Genomic DNA, 22,884 nt, shown 5'->3' on the forward strand with positions numbered 1-22,884 from the left:
ACCCGACAAAAACCAGACAAATTAAACTACTGATTTTCATGTACTTAAAAACAAAACCGTTTCTATAAGCAAAACTCTTATAACTAATTTTAAATCCTATTTTTTTGAGGTGGCAAAAAGTGGCAAAAACAAATTAATTACTGATTTACAGTAACATAAATATCAAAGAAGATAGACATGATTTTTTTAAGAAGCTTCCAAATATTCTAACAAAGAACTTCCCTTTGGAGCATTAATTTTTTTACGAAGTCGTAGTCTACTTCTCGAAACACTATCTTGAGAAATGGCCAACATTCTTGCAATTTCTTGAGTATCTAAATACAACTTTTCCATTGCGATTAATCTTTCTTCAGCTTTTGTTAATTGAAAACCTTTATTCTTTATACTCGCGAAGAAATTAGGATATACCCTTCTAAACTTTTCTTTAAAATCATACCAGTCTTCATTGGTAAGAATTTTAATTGCTGTAAGATCTTTTAGTTTCTCTGAAGATTGATGAGCTCCTAGTTCATCTTTCAATTTTTCAATCTCAGAAGTTAATACTTCTTGTGCTTTACTTCTTTCTAAAAGTTGTTTTGTATATGCCTCAAGTTCAGCTTTATTTTTTTCAATTTTAGCTGCTAAAGCTGCCCTTTTTAATTTTCCTTGTTTCCAGATCACAGAAGAAATTATAACAGATAAAATAACTACAAATAGTAAAAGCATCCATAATACGTTTCTTTTACTTTTAGCTAATTGTTTGTCTTTTTCTAATAGTGCTATTTCAGATTCCTTTTTATAAATTTCATTATCTTTTCTTTCAGTTTCAAATTGAGACTGATAAAATAAAAATGTGTTCGTTTTTATTTCATTATCCAAAGAATCTTTCGCTTTTAAATACTTTGTAGTATGAATATGAGATTTTTCATATGCACCTTTAAGAGCATATAGTTCTGCAATCTCTTTCTCTGCTTCTAAATAAGTATTTACGTCATTGATTTTACTTTTTTTGCTGAGAATCGTTTTCAGTATTTCTTCTGACTTAGCATACTTTTTTGATTTGCTGTAAAACGAAGCTCTTGGTAACAATAAAATCGTATTGTAGTATTCAGGAGCACCAGTAAATTCTTTTTCTTTATCAGCAATATTTAGGTATTTCCTAGCATTTTTAAGATCATTTTTTTCTAAATAATAATCAGCATAAGCCGCTGCTCCATGTGTTTTTATTCTAGCAATATGAATTTTATGTGTAACGCTATCTAAGCGAATGAAGGCAGAATCTATATATTTTTTTGCAGTCTCAATTTCTTTCAAGCTTTGATAATTACTTGCTAGTTGAATACATGTTATACCTACTCCACTATGATCTCTTATTTGTTTTTGCTGTTCGAGAACCTTCTTTCGTTCTTCAATAGCTTTTTTGAAAAACTTATTTCTTCCATATAAACTAGCCAATTCTGACAATGAATAACTTGCATATCGCTGATCTCCTAGTTTATCATATAACACATAAGATTCTTCAAGACGATCAATTGCTAAAAGGAAATCTTTCAAATTCGTATATACTTGACCGGCGAAAAAACGTGCATCTGCGGCAAATATGGAATCACCTGATTCTAAAAATAAATCTGCAGAAAGGTCGTAATCTTTTGCCGCTTTATTTAATAATTCTTTATTGAAATAAGCTCCTCCTCGTTTTAATAATAAATGAGCCTCTGATTTTTTCTTTGTGAATTTCGGCTTGAATTTCAACATTTCCTCAATTATATAAATTGCGGAATCCTGATCGCCACCATATATATACTTTTGCGCAATAAATCTGGTCCTAGAAGCTGCTAAATCATAATCACCTAGTTTTTTTGATAAGTTTACTAGATCATTTAAATACTGGAACTGTTTTGGATGATTACTCTTAATCATTTCTTTCGCCAAGTTGTCTAAAATAGTAAGTCTATCCTTCTCAACCTTTGTTTTGGCTAATACTACTTGTAAGGAATCTATTTTGGTTTGTGAAAAACCTAAAAAGCAGTTTAATGTTATTACAATAACTATTAGAAGATTATTTTTATTCATGGGAAGATTTATGATTCAATAAAGTTAAATAGATTGAATGAAACGTTCTAATTCTTCTCCCGAATTTAATCCCATTTTTTTACGAATTCTATATCTAGTAGATTTTACGGCATCTAATGAGGAATTTCTCACTGTCATAATTTCTTTAATAGATAAATTGACACGCAAAAGTGCGCACACTTCTCTTTCAGTCTTTGTTAGTTTTGGATATAATTCTCTTAATTTAGCGTCGAATCCTTGATTAATATCCGTTATTTTCGACTGAATTTCCGATAATTTTCCTTCGGTAGTAACCTGTAACTGTAACTCTGAAATGAGTGAACTAAGTTTTACTTTTAATTCATCCTTAGCCTCTGGAAGAATATGCGTTTTAATTTGATCCAAAAGTTCTTGTTTAAACTCTAATCTCATGGTATTGTCGGCCACAAGCTTTTTAGTTTCTTCTTCTCCAACTTTTACCTTTGCATCTAATAACTCTTTTTGAGCTTTTTCTCTTTCTACCTTTTCCTCTAATATGATTGCTCTGTTCTTATAAATTCTGAAAATTAAATATGCTATTATTAATCCACTTACAAGAACCAATAAAAACAAAATTCTATATAATTGTTTCTTAGATCTTTCTTCTTTAGCTAGCAATTCAACTTCCCTTTTTTCTTGCTGAAATTTATAATTTAACTCAGAAGCTTGTATCCTTTTGATATTCTCAATATTAAAAATTGAATCAGAATACCTATTGAATTTTCTATAGTCAAAATAAGCAGTTTTATAATCTCCCATTTTATGACTTAAGAAACTCTTTCGTAAATACGCTTTTGAAATTCTTTTTCTAAAATTTTCTTGTTTAGCAACTGCTAGTGCCGAATCGGCATATAACATAGATTTTTCATACTCTTTTAACAACTTGAATAGCGTTGACATGTTGTAATATGCGCCAGTAAGAGAAAATAATCTATTCGCTTTTTTTGAAACAGTGATATTTTTTGAGGCTAGTTCAATAGCTAAATCGTATTTTTTTTGATCTCTATATAACGTAATCATATTGTTATTTACGCGTTGTATATCATCAAAACTATTTACAGATTCTAATAATTCTCTAGCTTTTTTATAGCAAACCAAAGCTGAATCGAGCTTTTTACTCTGTCTATAAGAAACTCCCATCATATTATAACCAATAGCTACTCCATGAACATCATTAATTGCTTTCTTTATAGCTATCGATTCTTTGTATAAGGTTATTGCTTTTTGATGTAATTTTTGAGACCTGTACACCATTCCAATATTATGCATGATGTCAGAACCTCTTAATGAGTCATTTAATTCTTCATAAATAGACTTGGCTTTTAAATTAAACTCTAAAGCTTCAGGATACCTTCCTTCTCTTCTATTTATAATAGCTTGTATAGTAAAGGCTTTAGCTAATTGTTCTTTATTAACATCACTTTGATTATTAATTAACTCGACTGCTTCCTCAACCATTCTTTTAGCGAAAGAAAAATTGTATTCATATTGCTTCTCAGCAAAATCAAGCATCAAATCTATCTTCTCTTTGTCACTTTCAGAAACATCAATTTTATCTTGAAATTTGATAAAAATTGAATCTCCTTCTTGAGCACAAAGCGAAAATATTAAAAGATTAAAAAAAACAAATATTATACCTCTCATTAGCATCAAATGTAATCATAAATTAATACATCATAACATATAAATTTTCTAAGTAAAAAAGCGATAACTTACATTAGGTTATCGCTTCTTTGTATATAATTTGACTACTTATTTTATTCTATTACCATTTTCTTTGTAGCTACTTTATGACCTCTTACATATAAAGTATAGAAGTACACTCCTACTGGTAAAGAAGAACTATTAAAGTAAATTTCTTGCTCTCCTAATTTTTCTAAATTAACTGTATCAATTACTTGTCCTGAAGTATTGCTAAATACAATCGCTGCATTTTCCATAGTTTCTGGAACGTAATATTTAATAGAAGTTGTACCATTAAATGGATTTGGAATATTCTGGTATAAAATTGGTTGATTCTTACCAGCTGTTAATCCTCCGTCAGAACTTAAAGTTCCATTACAAGCACAATTTTCTAATTGATCTAATCTTGATAAAACAGTATTCATCTCTGTCTTTAACTGAGCAACCTCCGCTTGAGCAGTTGATAAATCGCTTTGTAAAGTAGAAATTAATGGAGCTAAATCTACACTAACAGAAGAACCATTTTGGATTGCCACTGTTAAATCAGTTCCTGATAACGTAGCTGATGTTAAATCTTGATTATCTGTATTTACATATGCAGATAAATCCACTGATGTAGCATCATTTGTTAGACTTAAAGTATTTCCTGTTAAAGTTAAATCTTGGTTATCTGTTCCTGTACCATCTTGTAAACTTGATAAATCTACAGAATTACCATTCGCAATACTTAAGTTAGATCCTGATAGACTTAATGTTTGAGCATCTGTATTGTCCAAATATCCTGATAAATCAACTGAAGTCGCATCATTTGTTAAACTTAATGTGTTTCCTGATAAAGCTAAATCTTGGTTATCAGTTCCTGTACCATCTTGTAAACTTGATAAATCGACAGAATTACCATTTGCAATACTTAAACTAGATCCTGATAATGCTAAGGTTTGAGCATCTGTGTTATCTAAATAACCAGATAAATCAACGGTAGAAGCATCATTAGTTAAACTCAATGTATTTCCTGATAAAGCTAAATCTTGATTATCTGTTCCTGTACCATCTTGTAAGCTTGATAAATCAATAGAATTTCCATTTTCAATACTTAAACTAGTTCCTGTGAAAGTCAAGTTTTGTGAATCTGTATTATCTAAATATCCAGATAAATCAACTGTAGAAGCATTACCTGAAATACTTAACGTATTTGTAGATAAAGAAATTGATTGTGCATCTGTATTATCTAAATATCCTGATAAGTCAACCGAAGTAGCATCGTTGGTTAAACTTAAAATATTACTTCCTGATAATGATAAATCTTGATTATCTGTATTATCTAAGTATCCCGATAAATCAACTGTTGAAGCATTTCCAGAAATACTTAAGGTATTTGTCGATAATGAGATTGACTGTGCATCTGTATTGTCTAAGAAACTGGATAAATCAACAGACGTAACATCATTAGATAAACTTAAAGTGCTTCCTGATAACGATAAATCTTGGTTATCTGTGTTATCTAAGTATCCAGATAAATCGACTGTTGTAGCATCATTTGTTAGACTCAAAATATTACTAGCTGATAATGCTAAGTCTTGATTATCTGTATTATCTAAATATCCTGATAAATCAACTGTAGATGAATTTCCTGAGATTCTTAAGGTATTTGTAGATAAAGAGATTGACTGTGCGTCGGTATTATCTAAATATCCAGATAAGTCAACGGTTGTGGCATCATTAGTTAGGCTCAAAATATTACTGGCTGATAATGCTAAGTCTTGATTATCTGTGTTATCTAAATACCCTGATAAATCCACTGTAGATGAATTTCCTGAGATACTTAATGTATTTGTAGATAAAGAGATTGACTGTGCGTCAGTATTATCTAAATATCCAGATAAGTCAACGGTTGTGGCATCATTCGTTAGGCTCAAAATATTACTGGTTGATAATGCTAAGTCTTGATTATCTGTGTTATCTAAATACCCTGATAAATCCACAGTTTTTGCTGCTTCTCCATCTCCTTCTAACGATAGACTTAATGTATTTGTTGTTAATGAAAATGCATCTATCTTTTGATCATCTGTGTTATCTAAGTAACCTGATAAATCAACAGTTTTTGCTGCTTCCCCATCCCCTTCTAGAGATAAACTTAATGTATTTGTTGCTAATGAAAATGCATCAATTTTTTGATCATCTGTATTATCTAAATATCCTGATAAATCAACGGTAGAGGCATTACCTGAAATACTTAATGTGTTTGTAGCTAAAGAGATTGATTGTGCATCGGTATTATCTAAGTATCCTGATAAATCAACAGTTGTTGCATCATTTGTTAGACTCAAAATATTACTGGCTGATAATGCTAAGTCTTGATTATCAGTATTATCTAAATATCCTGATAAGTCTACAGTTTTCGCCCCTTCTCCGTCTCCTTCTAACGATAGGCTTAATGTATTTGTTGTTAATGAAAATGCATCTATCTTTTGATCATCTGTGTTATCTAAATACCCTGATAAATCCACTGTCGTAGCATCATTTGTTAGACTCAAAATATTACTAGCTGATAATGCTAAATCTTGATTATCTGTATTATCTAAATACCCAGATAAATCGACAGTTTTTGCTGCTTCTCCATCTCCTTCTAAAGATAAACTTAATGTATTTGTCGCTAATGAAAATGCATCAATTTTTTGATCATCTGTATTGTCTAAATAACCTGATAAATCAACTGTAGATGAATTTCCAGAAATACTTAAGGTGTTTGTAGCCAAAGAGATTGATTGAGCATCTGTATTTGCTAAAGCCGAAACATCTACTGTATGATTATCTGCAAATGTTAATTGATTTGTTGCTCCATTGAAACGAACTTGTTTAAAAATAGCTCCAATATCAAACAATCGGCGTTCACCATTAGCGAAGTCTATTCTCAATGAATCTAATCCTGAAATACCACCACCTGAGATGCTATTTAATCTTACAGTATTACCACCACCAATTGATAGATCTCCTGTATCTGTATCGTATGATAAATTTTTAGAAATCCATGTCATAGTTCCAGCTCCATCTGTTGTTAAAACCTGATTTGCCGTACCATCGGTAATAGGGAATTCATAATTCCCACCAATATTTAAGGTATTTGAAAGTTGCATTTTACCGCCAACACTAATTGCCGCAACCGGAGTTCCTGATGGTGTTCCCCAAGTCCAACCATTTGATGTATTAGTACTCATTGAATTTTTTATACTTACACCAGTTACCGGACCATAATTATAATTAGCACCAGAACCATATGAAATTTTATAGGTACTACGATTATTAAATTCAATTCCGTTATCTTCTCCACCAGCAAAACGGACTACATTGCTTCCCATATTCAGCATTGTTGTAGCTGTATGGTTTCCTAAATTATCAGCAGTAGCAGATGACCATTCAGTTCCTGTCCAAGTGTATAACTTTTTCTCGTCTGTATCATAAACTATTAAACCTGCTTCTGTTTCTCTAATTCCAGGCGAAGATGCATTTGTTGGAACTGCTGGCACCATTGCATTTCTCTGAGCCGTTGTCATTCTATTTACTAAAAACCCTTTATTAGTTCCTGTTAAATCCAAAGAAGAAAACGCGTTAGGACTATCAGTTCCCACTCCAACGCTTACTGGGTTTGTAGCCCCACCTAAAACTAAAGTATTGTCACTTGCCGCTGTTGCTCCGTTACCAATTGCAATAGAATTTGTTCCACTTACAATTGCATTATATCCAATTGCGATATTATTTGTTGCTTCAGTTGCACTTGGTGTTGGGCCACCAGGAGAACTATCAACTAAATCATTAGATCTTGCACCGTAACCTATTACAATAGCTCCATTATTTTGAGTGGCAGCATTTGCTCCTATTGCAACAGATTGATTACTAGAAACATTAACCACATCACCAATACCAATTGAAAATGGTTGTGAAATAACCGTTTGATGTCCCATACCAATAGAATTATCAGCATTAGCATCCATATTAATTTCGTTACCTATACCTAAAGCTCTCGTTCCTCTTACGTCATGATTCTGTCCTATGGAAATCGCATATTGACCTTCATTACGACCATTATATCCAAACATGGTAACATCATTCTGACCTACATAAGAATTTGCTCCAATAAATGTTGTTCTATATCTTCTTGTTGCATTACTTCCTCCTCCTCTATAATCTGCAAAAGCTCCCATCCCTACATTATCTTCACCTTCTCTGTTTGTGAAACCTGCTTGAAAACCAACATAGGTATTTCTATTCGCATTCGATGTTGAGTTAGTTCGGTTATTATCCCAACCAGACATACCACCAACAAAAGTATTATAATCGGCATGTTCAGTTGCCACACCAGAGGCTGCTCCAACCATAGTATTCCATCGTCCAGCACCTACATCTATACCTGCAGAATCACCAAGCGCTGTATTATGATCTCCTGTTCTAACATCACTTAGTGCTTCATCTCCAATACCCGTATTTCGAAATCCTGTTTCTGCAGAAATACCTGCTTCATTACCTACAAAAGTATTTTTATAACCTGTAGTATTTCCCATTCCTGCATCTTCTCCAATAAAAGTATTCTCATACCCTGTAGTATTTTTGGTCCCTGATTCTTCTCCTACAAAGGTATTATCGTAACCTGTAGTATTATTCTCTCCTGATTCCGTCCCTAAAAAAGTATTATCACCTCCAGTAGTAGTTAATCTACCTGCTTCAGCACCGATGAAAATATTATCGAATCCAGTTGTTACTGAGTAACCAGCATCATAACCAATGAAAATACTTTCATAAGCACCTCTTCCTGCTACTCCATCAACAACAGATCTTCCTGCTCGATAACCGATAAAAACCATTCGACTACCTGTGGTAATGTTAGCTCCTGCACTATCTCCATAAATTGTATTAAAATCTCCAGAAGTAATATTAGTCCCTGCAACAGAACCTGAGGTCTCATTAAAAGTTTGCGCATAAGATATGCTGGTATATAGCAATGCTATTACCATTAAAGAATGTAGGTTAATTCTCATTTGTGTATTAGTTTAGTGAGTGCAAAAATGTGATAAATTGTTCTTTTTGTGGCCTATTAGTAGGTGTCAAAAAGTGGCAAAATGAAATAATTTGAGTTTTATTAACTTTTCTATTAAAAGCAGTATCAAAAAAATGATACTGCTTGCAAAACTAAATAGTACATTACTATAAACCCTTCTTCTAAAGTTTTTAGAAAAAGTTCGTTGTAATTAAACTATTCAAAAACTATCTTCTTAGTTTTTATAACTCCTTTTGTTTCCAAACGAACTATATAAACTCCTGTTTCTAATGAATTAGCTTGAACAACTACTTTTGAACTTCCTTCATAGGTTCCGTTGAAAACTTCACTTCCTAACACCGAAAATATTTGAACTTTTGCAGGGTCAAGAGCTGAAATACCTAAAATTGTTACTTCTTGCTTGTTAGACTTGAATATTTTAATTGCATCTATATTAACAATTGTATCATTTAAACCTAAAGTTTTCGAAGTAGAATGTATGTAAAAGCGTCCAACTCCATTCATTTTTGAATCAAGAACTACTTTATATTCTTCCCCATCATTAAGAAGAATAAAAGTATTATTTGATTTATCTTCTAAGTATAGCTTTACTCCTTCAGGTAAATATTCACTTTGTAGCTTTATTCTTAGTTCTTTATTTTGTTCTGAGGTGATTCCTATTGGAATGATTATGTTTTCAAACTCATTATTTGGTAAAGATTGAATTGTATAATCTTGACCTTTTGAATTCTTTATCAAATGTGTATATATATCAAAAGAAGCTCCTTTGAAATTTCCAATATCATATCCAGGATCTAAGTCTTTAGTTGCTTTATCTGAGAAATTAATTGTTGTTTCGACTTGAACTCCATCTTGTTCTCCATAAACCTTAATCATTGGTGAATTTGTTCCTCTAGAAAATACTTGTACTCCAGTTGCATCCGATAAACGCTGATTTTCTTTAAAGCTTATTGAGGTAACTCCAGTTCCTGTTTTCATGAAGAACCCTTGTCCTACTGTTAATGATAATTCTGGATCTAATAATGATTTTGCAACATATTTGTTCTGTCCATTATCCCAAACATAAACACCAACATTAACAGGATCAAATTTGCTTAGGTTTTCCTGTAAAAAATTCACGTTAGCGTTATTATTTATTGGTAAATATGCAGTATATGGATTTCCTACTGCATTCCATTGATCTGCTGCAACAGAAATAGTTTCATCTTGTGTTGTTAAACTACCTGTGAAAATTACACTACCGTTAGAACCTCTTGAAATAATGTAACTTTTACCTTTTTCGAAAGTTATTGTATTTGTAATAATATCATCTGCGGTATAATACACCCATTTCGAACCAGCAGCTCTACTATCATCATAATATGCCACTGCATATCGATTTGGAGTTACCGTTGGATTTACTCGTATATCATTGGCTGGATTTTCAATAAAATCTTTAACACTTTGACCAGAAACTGGTGCAGTTACCAAACTCCACTTATTAGCTTCAAATCCAGTACGCTCAAAAGAAACATTACCATTAGATGTTCCTTTAACTATAAAAGTACCACTGGTAGAAGTTGATGATGTTAAAGAAACGGCTCCACTATTATTAAAGTTTCCATTTACAATTACAGCTCCATCCGAACTTACATCTAGAGAAGATGATGCTTCTACTAATAAATTCATGGTTTGAACTTCAATTCCACTTACTATTGGAGAATTCGTAACATTTGGAATTCTAACATTATTCGTAGTTAGAGGTAATGTATCATCCGTCCAGTTTGTTCCTAAGTTCCAAACTGTACTTGTACTTCCATCCCATACCGCTTCAAATCTTGTATGTAAATAAAATCGTCCAACTCCACTTTCATTATTTGTTAACTGAACTGTATATGTTGAAACTCCATCAAGAATAACAAAGGTATTTAATTCTCTATCTTCAATAATAACTTGAAGATTCGTTGGTAAGTTAGAGTTAGTAGTGCTAAACACAACCTCTTTACCAGAATTAGCAGTCAAACCAATAGGAACAACCATTGTTTCATAATTTGAATCTGGAAGGGATTGATAAGTAAAATCACTTGTCGAAGAACCATCAACTAAATGGGTATAAATATCAAAACTTGCGCCTCCAAAGTTTCCAACATCAAACCCTGGATCTAAACCAATTGTTGCTGTACTTCTGTAACCAACCGTTGTAATTACAGTAATACCATCAGCACTAGCCGATAATTCAATTGTAGGAACTGAAAGTCTTCCTTGCTGAAAACCTTGAGTTATAGCTGTATTTTCATCTTTTACTGTTGAAGTAATTGCTTGTCCTGAAGTAAATTCCATACTAGCAGAACTATTCGATATTATATTTCCTGATACTCCAATTACAGATCTTTCTATTGATTGTGCTCCAATAGATATAGCTGTTAATGTTATTAATGAGAATAATTTTTGTTTCATATTTTATTCTTAATACGTTGTAAAAATACTATTTGTATTCAAGTTTTATTGATTACATGTTCTAATTATTGTACAGGTAATTTTCTATTTACCCTATTTTATTTTTTAAAAACATAAGTCAAAACATTCCGTTCCGACCTATGCTTTAAAGAGTGTAATTTGAATGAACTAGAATCTGTTCCCCCTATATTTCTAGTAAGCTTATTTACTTTAAACATTCAAAATTACTCCTCCTTCTTTGTTTTTTCTTTAATCAATTCTGAATGAGACTCCATCTAGTGAAACCCAATTTTGTCCTCCATTATGTGATGGCCCATTAAAAACAACATTCCCATTAGCAGCAACATCTATTCTTACAATACCTGCTTCTGTTGAAACTGTAAAAATTCTTTGTTTTTGTGGTCTGTAACCAACAGGTAATGTTATCATAACCTCTCCTGAAGTAATTACGGAAGTTTTACGAATTAATCCTCCCAAATACACTCTACCATTATCTACATAATATCTTGCGTCCTCAAATCCGTTTCCGTGAATCACACTATAGTTTTGCCAGCCTGAACCAAATGTCGGACTTGAAACAGCTTCTAATCCATAGTTTATCCAAGTTATATTCCCTGCACCATCTGTAGTCATGACTTGATTTGCCGTTCCATCTTGTGCTGGTAACGTGTAACCTCTGCCAGTTCCAGTATTATCTCCATCAATAGTTAATAATGCGTTTAAGGTAGTATTTCCATTTTTAAGCATTACCAATGCATTACTTGGAGTTGATAAAGTTCCGTTACCAATTACAAATAAAGGATCTGTGTTAATAAACATATGATCACTACCAGCAATTGGCACATTATTAATTCCTAATGTGATTTGTGAACGAGAACTTGTTGAAACATTATCTCCAATTGCTATTGATGCCGCTCCAGAAGCAACATTTGATCCTCCAATAGCAATAGCTCCTAATGTATTTGCTTGATTAGAAGATCCAATAGTAACTGAATTATCTCCTGAAGCAGTATGATATCGACCTAATGCTACAGATTCATCTCCACTTGCAACACTCCCAATACCAGCTGCAAAAGAGGCAAATCCTACATTAGTATCATTCCATTGGCTTGCTATTTCTCCATCCTCAATATCATCTGGTGTTACTCCAACACGAAAAGCTGCCTTACTTTTATCGAAAAACATACGATTGTCATCATCATTAGTTGTTCCATTATTTGCCAATTGGATGCTACCAAACACAAAGTCATCAGTTGCTGTATTTCCAGAAGAATTACTCGTAACATTTGTAGCTGTAGAAAAAGCTCCATTTGAACTTGCATTTGTCCAACTCACATTTCCAGATCCATCTGTACTCATTATTTGATTCGCTGTTCCATCTTGAGCTGGTAAAGTATAAGAAGTTCCTGCTCCTTGGTTATCTCCGTCAATAGTTAGCTTACCATTTAAAGTTGTATTTCCATTTCTAAGCATTACTATAGCGTCGCTTTTATTATCGTATGTTCCGTTTCCGATTACAAATAATCTATCTTCAGAATATCTTAAAATATTACTATCTGCTTGTGATCCCGAATCAGGTGTATTATTATGTCCTAATGTAATTTGACTTCTAGTTTCTGAAGTTAAATGTTCTCCATGAGCAAAGGCATAATTCCCGGTTACTAAATTTTGATCTCCAAAAGCTACTCCATTTGATGCTCTAACAGTTAAGTTAGAACCTGATGCAAATCCATTAAAGCCATCTGTCACTATATTTTGGTACCCAAATGCTGCAGATCCAATTCCTAAATTCGCTTCATCCCAAGAAGAATCATTTGAAGTACCTGACCTAAAAGCACCCTTACTTTTATCAAAAAAGAATCTTCTATCATCATCATTAGTGGTATTATCACTTGAAAGTTGTGTACTTCCAAACACAAAATCGTCAGTAGTTAAATCTCCGGATGAATTACTAGTTACATTGTTTGTGGTTGAAAACACTTTACCTCCACTTTCAGCTGCATAACTAGCGTATGGAACTCCTTGAATTTGAGAACTTCCTAAAACGGTATACGCTGTTCCACCAGAAATATCAACTGCAACCTCTAACCAATGATTTTGAACTGACCAATTGATGCCAGTTATTGTTCCTGAAACAATATTTCCTGTTCCAACAAATAGGTTTATTACACCATATTCGTTTGTAATTGTTGTATGAGTTTCAGTAAAAACCGAATTTCCTGAAGCTCCACCTTCTAAAATTTTGAATTGAACACCAACGGACTGATTTTGTAAAACGTCACCAGTAGCATTTCTTAAAACTCCTTGATAACTAAAACTTTGCCCAAATAATTGAGTAGTTGAAATTAGTAGTATGAAAAAACTTATCGTTTTTATTTTATTCATGATTATTGACTTTCTAATTATTGTACAGATGATTTACTTTTAACCCTATTTTTTTATTGTAAATCATAAAAAAACACAAGTCAAAATTTGAATTCTGACCTGTGTATTAAGTAATTGCATAACTCTTTTTAGAAACCATCACCTGGTGCTTCTGGAGAAGCTGCCTGAGCTTTTTTTGGATTTAAAATTAAATACGTTCCTAAAGCTGTTAATGCTGTATACTTACCATAATCCCCTATTTTTTGTAGTGCTTCTTTTCTTGTAATATTTTTATTTTCTGATGTATTAGTTTTCATACTTTACTTTTTTCTCTAATTAAAATTTGCTTATATACTTTGTACAGTTGAATTTTAAATCACCCTAGTTTTTTTTTGAAAAAAATAAAAAAACACAAGCTGAGTAAAATTTCTCGACTTGTGTTTTTACTATTAAAGCAAACTTAATTAGAATCCATCTCCTGGTGCTTCAGGAGAAGCCGCTTGTGCTTTTTTAGGATTTAAAATCATGTAAGTTCCTAAAGCTGTTAGTGCTGTGTACTTACCATAATCTCCTATTTTTTGCAAAGCTTCTTTTCTACTAATTGTATTTTTATTTTCTAATGGTTTTTTACTTTCCATTTTGATCTTCTTATTTTTTGATAATGATTTTTTTATCTTTTACTCCTACCTCTGTTGCTATTTTAACAAAATAAACTCCAGTTTCTACTTGTGGTAAATTAATTCTGTTGTTTCCATTTCCTTGATAATTACCTTCAAATATTTTTGAACCTAAAGCATTATACATCGTCATATCAAACTTCATATCTTGAATTCCTTCAACAACTAATTCTGATGTTGTATTATAAATTCTGATGTTATCTAGAGTAAGCGTTGGAATGGTAAGTGTACTTGATTTTGCGTGTAAGTAAAATCTTCCTGTTCCATTTTGCTTTTCACTTAAGCTAACTGTATGAGACATCGATTCTTCTAATTTGATGAATTCATTGGTTAACTTATCTTCCAGATAAACTTCAATTCCGTTTGGTAAGCTCACAGATTTAGCGCTGAATTCAATTTCAGACCCAGCATTCGCTTTAAGTCCAACTGGAATAATGTATTCTTCAATATCATCATTCGGTAATGTTTGTTGAACAAAGTTTTGTCTTGATGTTCCATCTATCAAATGTGTGTATACATCTAAACTAGCTCCATCAAAGTTCCCTAAATCATATCCAGGATCTAATCCTAAAGTTGCTTTCGAGTTATAGTTAACTTTAGTATTTACTTGAACTCCATTTGAAGCTACAGTTAACTCTATGCTTGGATTTGGAGTAGTTCCTCTATTAAATACTCCACCAACACTTTGAGCAGATCTTAATGATTCTTTGAATAACACATCTGTTACTCCTGTTGTTGTACGGACAAAGAATCCTTGACCCGGAGCAATTGACTTTGCTGATCCTACTAATGAATTAGGAACATATTTATTCTGAGCACTATCCCAAACATAGACACCAACATTTACTGGATCGAACTTCGAAATATTATCCATTATAAAGTTATCTCCTCCATTACCATTTGCAGGTAAATATGCAGTATATGGATTCCCCACTGCGTTCCATTGCGAAGCTGCAACTGTTTTAGTTACGTTATCCGTTTCAATTGTACCTGTAAATGTTACCGCTCCATCTGTAGCTCTCGATACAATGTAACTTCTACCCTTTTCAAATGTTAACGCATTTGTTATGATATCATCCGTTGTATAATACGTCCATTTTGATCCTGCTGGTTTACTATCATCATAATATCCAATTGCAATTCTGTTTGGCGTAACTGTAGGATTTACTCTAATATTATTTGCAGCATTTTCTGCAAACTCTTTAATGCTTTGACCTGTAACTGGTGCTGTAACAATGCTCCATTTATTAGCTAACAAACCTCCACGTTCATAAGTTACGGTTCCATTTGCTGTTCCTTTAACAACTAAAGTTCCACTTGTAGCTGCTGTAGATGTAATAGTTATCGTTCCGCTGTTATCAAAGTTATTTTCTATAACTGCACCGCCATCTTCAGAAATAACTAATGATGATAAAGCTTCAACCGTTAAACTATTCATTTGTGCAACAACACCTGATGCAATATTTGGTGAAGTTGTAACATTTGGAATTACATAATTATCTGTTGCTAATGGTGTAACATCATCCTCAAAGTTTGTTGCTACATTCCAAACAGAACTTGTGCTTCCATCCCATCTTGCAACAGCATCTCTGTTAATAGTAAATGTATTTCCTACAAAAGTGATTGTATAATTAGCATTTAAGGCTAATGTTCCTTGAGAAATTGTATAATCTCCAAAAGTTTCTCCAGTGGCTCTAGTTAATGCTCCTGTGAATGCATCACTTCCAGCCAAAGTTCCTGAAGTGATTTGATACGTTAATGCTGGATCAACTTCTCCTTCAACTTTTGTCTTGGCATCCGCTGTTACTTCGATTTCTCTTTCGAAAATATCAAAAGTAGGAGATACAGGAAATGATATATTATAATTTGGTCCTGCAGTAAGTGTTCCTAAGTTAATAGCATAATCCCCCACATCTTCTCCAGGTTCTCTAACTAAGTTTCCTGAAAATGAATCTCCTGAAACTAAGCTTGAACCAGGAAATAAACTGTATCCAATATTAGGTTCTGGCTCTCCATATTCTTTTGATCCTGATGCAATTAACAAGACATCTTTTTTATTTACAGTTAAAGATTGTTGAACATCAGTAGCTGGATTGTAAGTAGCATCACCTGCTTGACTTGCCGTAATAGTTACTGTACCATTTCCAACTACAGTTACTACATCTCCTGAGACAGTAACAACTGAGGTATCAGAGCTAGCATAAGTAACTACTAAACCAGAATCTGATGTAGCATTTAAACTAAAATCAGCATCTCCATAAGTTACATCACTTAAACTATTAAATGTAATAATTTGATCTTGTAACGATACATAAGTAGCCGTAACTGTATTATTCATATTTACAAACCCACAAGGACTATCCGTAAATAAATCTTTAACCCAATTTGTAGCATCTCCTACAGCATTTTGTAATGTTCCAGTATTTGAATTACTTGACTCATCTGTAACGCTTGTTCCAGAAGTTTGATTGTAATTATAGTTTAACACTAAATTTGTTTGCGGAGTTGTATATTCGGCACCCATATTAGATGAAATTTCACTTTGTGTACGAACTCCATTCCAAATTCTTGTTTGTGCTAATTGTCCTCCAAATAATTTAGTACTATTAGATGTAGCCTCATAATTTCTCCCTAAACGGATATTAGATATTAAAGCAAAGGTCTCAAATGAAGAACTAATACCATTTGATCCTATTAAAACTCCATTTACATAAAAATTAATAGATGAATTATCCATAGTAGCAGCTACATGAATCCAAGTATCTACTGGATACGTATAACCTGGAGTATTTAAAGTTCCCCCATCGTCAGGATCAGCATTGTAATTCCCAGCAAAAATTTGCCCTCCTGAAATATTGATATAAAAAGGAATAATTGTTACGCCAAAAGCACCTGCATATCCTTCAGATGTAATAATTGAGGCATTTACATCGGTTGCATCTGAAGCCGGAATTTTAACCCAAGTTTCTATCGTTGCTTGCCAACTATTTGTTAAATACGAACTAATTGATGGTATACTTACATAATCATCCACATTATCAAAACTTAATGTATTTCTCAATCCGTTACTTGAGCTTGCATCTGTACCAATTACTTTATAAGTTTTATCTGCAGTTATCGCATCTGAATTAAATGAAACATCTGCTCCAGTTCCTGCTAATGGACCTTGTAACACTTCATTAGTAGTATTATCTTGTAAATAATAAACAACACCTGTTTGAGAATTCTCAACTGACACTACTGCGGATTGACCGTTTGGTTGAGATAAGTCAACAGTTTTTACATCTAAAGTTTGTACACTAGCTGAAGGTATAGTTGTCATTTGTAATGTATTCGTAGCAGTTGGTAACGTTTGATTGTCCTGTACTGCGATTACATTATATGCTTTATCGCTTGATAACTGTTCTGTAGCAAATGAAACGGCATTTCCAGTTCCCGCTACTGGTCCTTCAATAATAGAATTATCATTATTATCTCTTAAATAATAATTAACGCTTGTTTGCGAACCATCAATAGAAACTGTTGCACTAGTATTGCACAAAACAGATCCTGTTGTATCTAAACTTACATTCTGATTAACAATTGTAATAGGATTTACTGTTAACGATTGTACTACATCTGAAGCTGGAAAATATATACCACCACCAACTTGAGAAGCAGTAATATTAACAGTACCCGCTTTATGAATAGTTACTGTACTTCCAGAAATCGAAGCCACAGTTGGATCTGAACTTACATATGAAACCGCTAATCCTGAAGAAGCTGTTGCCGTTAAATTAAAGTTCGCATCTCCGTAAGTAACATCACTCAAAGCATTAAAAGTAATTGTTTGTGACGTACCTTCTATAGTAATAGTTACATCTTTAGAAGAAGCATTGTAGAAGGTACCGTCAGGTGAAGTAGCTCTTAAAGTTACTGCACCTGGATTACCCGCCGTAAAAACATTAGTTGTATTGTTTACGCTAGAACCAGTAGCATCTGGAGCAACTATAGTATATGTTACAGGAGCACTATTTTGAAAACTCTTAGCTTCTTGTAATTGTAATGTTTCTCCTGGTTGAAGTGTAGTATCAAAAAGATTGAATACGCGATCAAATTTAAAATTAGTTCCGTCCCAAATTAGTACCAATGTATAGAACTCTGTAGCAGCATACTGTGGTGTTGCAGCTTGAGAAACTTTTAATATAATACCACCCGGAGTACCTCCAGATGTTAAAATATTACCATTAATACTTGAACCCAACGGTTCACCTACAATAGAATAAGTTATAGGGCCATTTGAATTAGTAGTTATTTGTGTACTTAAATCTAGGGTAGAATTAATAAGTAAAAAAGGATCTCCACCTATTGTAGCATCTGGTGCCGTAATAGTAAGCGTAGCTGTTGTAGTTCCTCCAGCAAAACCTCCTGAAGGTTCTTGAGTTGCTTCTACTGTAACAGTTCCGGCTGTTCCTAAACTAACTGTAGCATTATTTGTTCCACTTAATGTAGTAGCCTGTAATCCAGTTTGATTTAAAATTTGATATGAAATAGCACCTCCTGAATTTGACGTGGCAACTAAATTAAAGTTTGCATCCCCTACAAACTTATTGATATCATTAAAAGTGATTGTAGGAGTTACTAAACTTGTATCATTGGTTTTTGAAAAAGTATAACCAGATTGTTGGTATAATATTCCATTTAAATGACACGAAGGATAATAAGCCACAATATTGAAATAATATGTTGTATTTGCACTTAGCCCTGTAATATTAAGGTTTGGAGAAGTTGAGTTTCCTGAATAAATAACTTGCTCTCCATTTCCTGAATAATTTGTATCTCCTGAAGGTACAGCTGTTCCGTTTGATATTGAAGAAAAACTGTTTGTCGTATTCATTCTGATTATATAACCATCTGGTGTTGTTGCAGGAGCAGAAGGCGATAACTCTGTAAAAGAATTTAACTCCATGCTACTATCTGTTATACTTCCAAAAACTGGGTTAGAAACTAAGTTATCTGAATAATTACACGTAGTTAGAGTAATCTCTTTGTAATCGTTCAGATTTACATAACTAGTTCCTCCACAAGTATAATATGCATAAGACCTAAAATAATACGTAGTATTAGGTATCAAATTATTAGCTGGTGCGAAAAAATTAGATGGCCCACCAGAAAGAATCAATTGTTGACCAGATCCTACATAGTCTGCATTTCCAGTGGGTATTGTTGTATATGATGATTCTGGATGGGTAAAACTGTTAACATCACTAATATAAACTAATATACCAGAAGGGTTTAAAGTATTCTGCCTATTGTAAATAGGACTTAAAGAAGTTGCAGTAACACTACCTCCTCCTGTAGCCATATACACATTATAACCATTCGGTGGTGGCCCACAGCTTAATAACGTAGTGCTATATCCTGTAGATTCAAAGTAGTTATTTCCACTACAACTATTGTAGGTATAAACTTTTACATAGTAATTCGTAAGTGAAGATAGTCCTGTAACAGTAAGATTTGGTGTAGCAGAATTCCCTACATATAACACTTGTTCTCCACTTCCAGCATAAACTGAGTTTGCTGTTGGTAATGTTACCCCATTAATAGGATTTGTGAATGAATTCACTGTGTTAATTTTAACCACATAACCCAAAGAACTACTTGCATGATTAGCAGATCCTCCAGTAAATGAGTTAATTCGAAATTGAGTTTCCGACTCTGGACTTAAATCTATCGAAGTAATTGGTGATGGAACAACTCCACATGTTGCTGCTGATAAAGTTTGACCTGTAGAATTTATATAATACCCTGTACAGTTTCTTGCAACCGTAGCTTTAATAAAATATTCTGTTCCTGCTGTTAATCCTGTAACAACAATATTTGGGTTTGTAGTAAGTCCGTCTGTTGATCGGTATACGACTTGGTCGCCAGAACCAGAATAAACTGTATTAACTGTATCATCCATAAAACCATCTTGATGATTTGTAAATGTATTTGAATCAGAAATACTTACTACAAACTGTTGACCAAAAGCTGCCATAGTAACATTATAACTTAAACCATTTAAGGTTAAGCTATTATCACTGGTTGCTGTTACAGAAATCCCTGTATCAAAAAACAATGATGAACAAGCTGTAAACCCGCTAAGTCCATAATTATATGAATCATAAAAATTAGCATGATCTATCCTTAATACATAGTAAAAATCACCTCCTGAGTAATCTATATTTAAATTATAATTAGAAGTACCATGACCTATATAATGTATTTGAGTTGTTGAAACTAAAGTACCATCATAAGCACCTTCTCTTTTTTCTAAAAAAACTGGTGCTCTATTTGAAGTTCCAAAATATGTGTTTAATACATAAGTATATACTCCTGTGTCTCCAGTAACTTTACTAATTTGCCAATAATCAGTATCTCCAGAGGCAACATCACCACTAAAACCAGTATCTGTATAAATTTTTTGTACACCTGAAGCTCCAGGTGTATTATTATTTTCACTCTCTACTAACTGACCGTAGGATAATACCGACGTCAAAAGAAGTAATAATAACAAACTTCTTGTTCTTAATAAGTTTGATATAGTGTAAATTCTTTTCATAAATGGGGTTATTAAATAGTTTAAAATTGGGTTCTATTCTTTGTACAGGTAATGTTTTGATTACCCTATTTTTATTTTGAAAAAAATTATGCTTTTTGAATATTGATGATCATCATCTTATAACCATTGAAGGCTTTTTCTAATTTTACATTTGACAACCAATGAAGTCTTCCTCTATGAACAATAGGAAGAAATAAAAATTTAATACTTGAAGTTCTTGCGCTGAATTTTTTCTTTAATTTATTTTTAAACATCATAATAGTATTGTTAGAATTATACTATTACTACAGTTCAATTTTCAGTAACCCTATTTTTATTTTGAAAAATATTCTTTGAAGTAGAATTTAATTATATGCTTTCTTGGACTCTAGAAAATCAATTATTGATACCTCTTTAGGAGCATTAATCTTTTTACGAAGTCTATATCTATTAACAAAAACACTATCTAAAGAAATCCCTAAAACTTTAGCAATTTGATTATTATCTAACCCTAATTTTTCCAACGAAACTAATCGTTCTTCTGAGTTTGTCAATTGCACTCCACTATCTTTTATTTTCTTAAAAAACAGTGGATAAACTTGATTAAACTTTTCTTTAAAATTATACCAATCTTCTTTAGTTAGAATTTTATTGGCTATACTATTATGTAATTTTTTATTTAGCGTATTTTCGTCTCTTTCCTGGTTTTTTTGAACCAGCTCTAACTCTTGCTCTTCAATTTTAGTTAATAACGATTGGGTATATTGTTTAAGTGCAATTTCTTTCTTTTCAAAACGCTCAATTATAAGCTCATTTTTTTTCTTGAAGTATATTCTCAGCAAAATACTTCCTAAAATAGAAAGTAACACAGCAACAATAAATAATAAAAAATACACTTGCTTTTTGCTCTCCTCCTTTTCTTTAGTTAATTCAAGTTGGTTTTTCTCTGCCACAAATCTTAGACTATCGGCCTGTTTTTGTTTATTGAATTTATATGTTAATTCTAACTTCTGTAACTTTTTTACAACTGAAACATTATATACAGAATCTGAATATTTTTTATGCTTTTTGTAATACTCCAATGCTGTTTTAAAATATCCTAAGTCCGACTGAAAAACACTTTTTCGTAAATAAGCTCTAGAAAGTTTATCTTTTAAATTTAACTTCTTGGCAATTTGGATAGCTTCATCAATATGAAAATTGGCTTTATTATATTGTTGAATTACTGAGTATGTTTTTGAAATATTATAATGACTACTAAATAAAGATGTTAGTTTGTTTATTTTACTGTAATACTCAATATTCACTAAATGAAGTTCTATTGATTTTTTATAGTTTTTTTGATAATGATATAATGCTGCTAAATTCGAATCGACTCGTGGTAAATTTCGTTTACTTTTCTCCTGAATAAAAAGTGTTTTTGCTCTATTGTAGGAAATCTCAGCCGAATCTAATTGTTTGTTTTTTCTGTAAACGACACCTAACATATTATAAGCTATTCCCTCTCCTACTTTGTCGCCTAATTTTCTTTTAATTCCAATTACATTCTTAAAATTTTTTATAGCTTTTTTATATTCTTTCTGACTGCGGTAAATCATAGCAATATTATGCATCAAATTGGCAACATTTGAAGAGTCTTCTAACTCTTTATAATATTGTTTAGACTTGAGATAGTACTCCATTGCTTTAGCGTAATCACCCTTTCTCTTGTAAATAACACCTAATTGTCCAAATACATTAGCCTTGTGAATACTTAAAATCTCCTTAGAATTTTTAAGCTCTTCTATTGCTAAATTGTAGGTCTTCTCTGCTTCATAAAAACTAGTGGTTAAAAAATAGTTCCCTAAGGATATATAAGATTGAATTCTAGCAGAATCATTAACCGCATTACTAATGTCTTTTTCAAATTTATCTACAATACTATCTCTTGACATATTTTGAGAAAAACATGGCTGAATTAATAAGCTAAACGTATAAAAGATGAAAATAAACTTAGTATTCATATAACAGTAGTTGGAGGTAGTATTTGACACAAAACTAGT

The 22,884-nt window shown here is 32.3% G+C and carries 10 protein-coding genes; all 10 read right to left on the minus strand.

Features of this window, described 5'->3' with window-relative positions; all coding sequences use genetic code 11:
* Positions 1-186 precede the first annotated feature (186 nt).
* Entirely contained in the window at positions 187-2,052 is a 1,866-nt protein-coding gene (locus ABNT61_RS04885; RefSeq protein ID WP_348745072.1) for a hypothetical protein, read from the minus strand.
* Positions 2,053-2,076: 24 nt separating this feature from the next.
* Entirely contained in the window at positions 2,077-3,714 is a 1,638-nt protein-coding gene (locus ABNT61_RS04890; RefSeq protein ID WP_348745073.1) for a tetratricopeptide repeat protein, read from the minus strand.
* A gap of 113 nt (positions 3,715-3,827) precedes the next feature.
* Positions 3,828-8,783, minus strand: a complete 4,956-nt coding sequence (locus ABNT61_RS04895; RefSeq protein WP_348745074.1) for a T9SS type A sorting domain-containing protein — start codon at positions 8,781-8,783, stop codon at positions 3,828-3,830.
* Between the two features lie 215 nt (positions 8,784-8,998).
* Complete coding sequence (locus ABNT61_RS04900; RefSeq protein WP_348745075.1) at positions 8,999-11,239, minus strand: T9SS type A sorting domain-containing protein; 2,241 nt, start codon at positions 11,237-11,239, stop codon at positions 8,999-9,001.
* 249 nt (positions 11,240-11,488) lie between these two features.
* Positions 11,489-13,624, minus strand: coding sequence for a hypothetical protein (locus ABNT61_RS04905; protein WP_348745076.1), 2,136 nt, complete (start codon positions 13,622-13,624; stop codon positions 11,489-11,491).
* A 128-nt stretch (positions 13,625-13,752) separates the two neighbouring features.
* Entirely contained in the window at positions 13,753-13,920 is a 168-nt protein-coding gene (locus ABNT61_RS04910) for a hypothetical protein (protein WP_348713723.1), read from the minus strand.
* Between the two features lie 147 nt (positions 13,921-14,067).
* Positions 14,068-14,241: a hypothetical protein gene (locus ABNT61_RS04915; RefSeq protein ID WP_348745077.1), complete on the minus strand. Its 174-nt coding sequence runs from the start codon at positions 14,239-14,241 to the stop codon at positions 14,068-14,070.
* Positions 14,242-14,251: 10 nt separating this feature from the next.
* Positions 14,252-20,863: an MBG domain-containing protein gene (locus tag ABNT61_RS04920; RefSeq protein ID WP_348745078.1), complete on the minus strand. Its 6,612-nt coding sequence runs from the start codon at positions 20,861-20,863 to the stop codon at positions 14,252-14,254.
* 86 nt (positions 20,864-20,949) lie between these two features.
* Positions 20,950-21,120 carry a hypothetical protein gene (locus tag ABNT61_RS04925; protein WP_348713729.1) on the minus strand — a complete coding sequence of 57 codons (171 nt, stop codon included), beginning with the start codon at positions 21,118-21,120 and terminating at the stop codon, positions 20,950-20,952.
* An 87-nt stretch (positions 21,121-21,207) separates the two neighbouring features.
* Complete coding sequence (locus ABNT61_RS04930; RefSeq protein WP_348745079.1) at positions 21,208-22,845, minus strand: tetratricopeptide repeat protein; 1,638 nt, start codon at positions 22,843-22,845, stop codon at positions 21,208-21,210.
* Positions 22,846-22,884 lie beyond the last annotated feature (39 nt).

The organism is Tenacibaculum sp. 190524A05c, from assembly GCF_964036595.1.
In the GTDB taxonomy this organism is placed as follows: Bacteria; Bacteroidota; Bacteroidia; order Flavobacteriales; family Flavobacteriaceae; genus Polaribacter; species Polaribacter platacis.

Bases quoted from the DNA above. Each gene is read 5' to 3' on its own strand.
- ABNT61_RS04930 (WP_348745079.1), bottom strand. From the start codon at position 22,845: ATGAATACTAAGTTTATTTTCATCTTTTATACGTTTAGCTTATTAATT.
- ABNT61_RS04890 (WP_348745073.1), bottom strand. From the start codon at position 3,714: ATGAGAGGTATAATATTTGTTTTTTTTAATCTTTTAATATTTTCGCTT.
- ABNT61_RS04900 (WP_348745075.1), bottom strand. From the start codon at position 11,239: ATGAAACAAAAATTATTCTCATTAATAACATTAACAGCTATATCTATT.
- ABNT61_RS04915 (WP_348745077.1), bottom strand. From the start codon at position 14,241: ATGGAAAGTAAAAAACCATTAGAAAATAAAAATACAATTAGTAGAAAA.
- ABNT61_RS04905 (WP_348745076.1), bottom strand. From the start codon at position 13,624: ATGAATAAAATAAAAACGATAAGTTTTTTCATACTACTAATTTCAACT.
- ABNT61_RS04910 (WP_348713723.1), bottom strand. From the start codon at position 13,920: ATGAAAACTAATACATCAGAAAATAAAAATATTACAAGAAAAGAAGCA.
- ABNT61_RS04920 (WP_348745078.1), bottom strand. From the start codon at position 20,863: ATGAAAAGAATTTACACTATATCAAACTTATTAAGAACAAGAAGTTTG.
- ABNT61_RS04885 (WP_348745072.1), bottom strand. From the start codon at position 2,052: ATGAATAAAAATAATCTTCTAATAGTTATTGTAATAACATTAAACTGC.
- ABNT61_RS04925 (WP_348713729.1), bottom strand. From the start codon at position 21,120: ATGATGTTTAAAAATAAATTAAAGAAAAAATTCAGCGCAAGAACTTCA.
- ABNT61_RS04895 (WP_348745074.1), bottom strand. From the start codon at position 8,783: ATGAGAATTAACCTACATTCTTTAATGGTAATAGCATTGCTATATACC.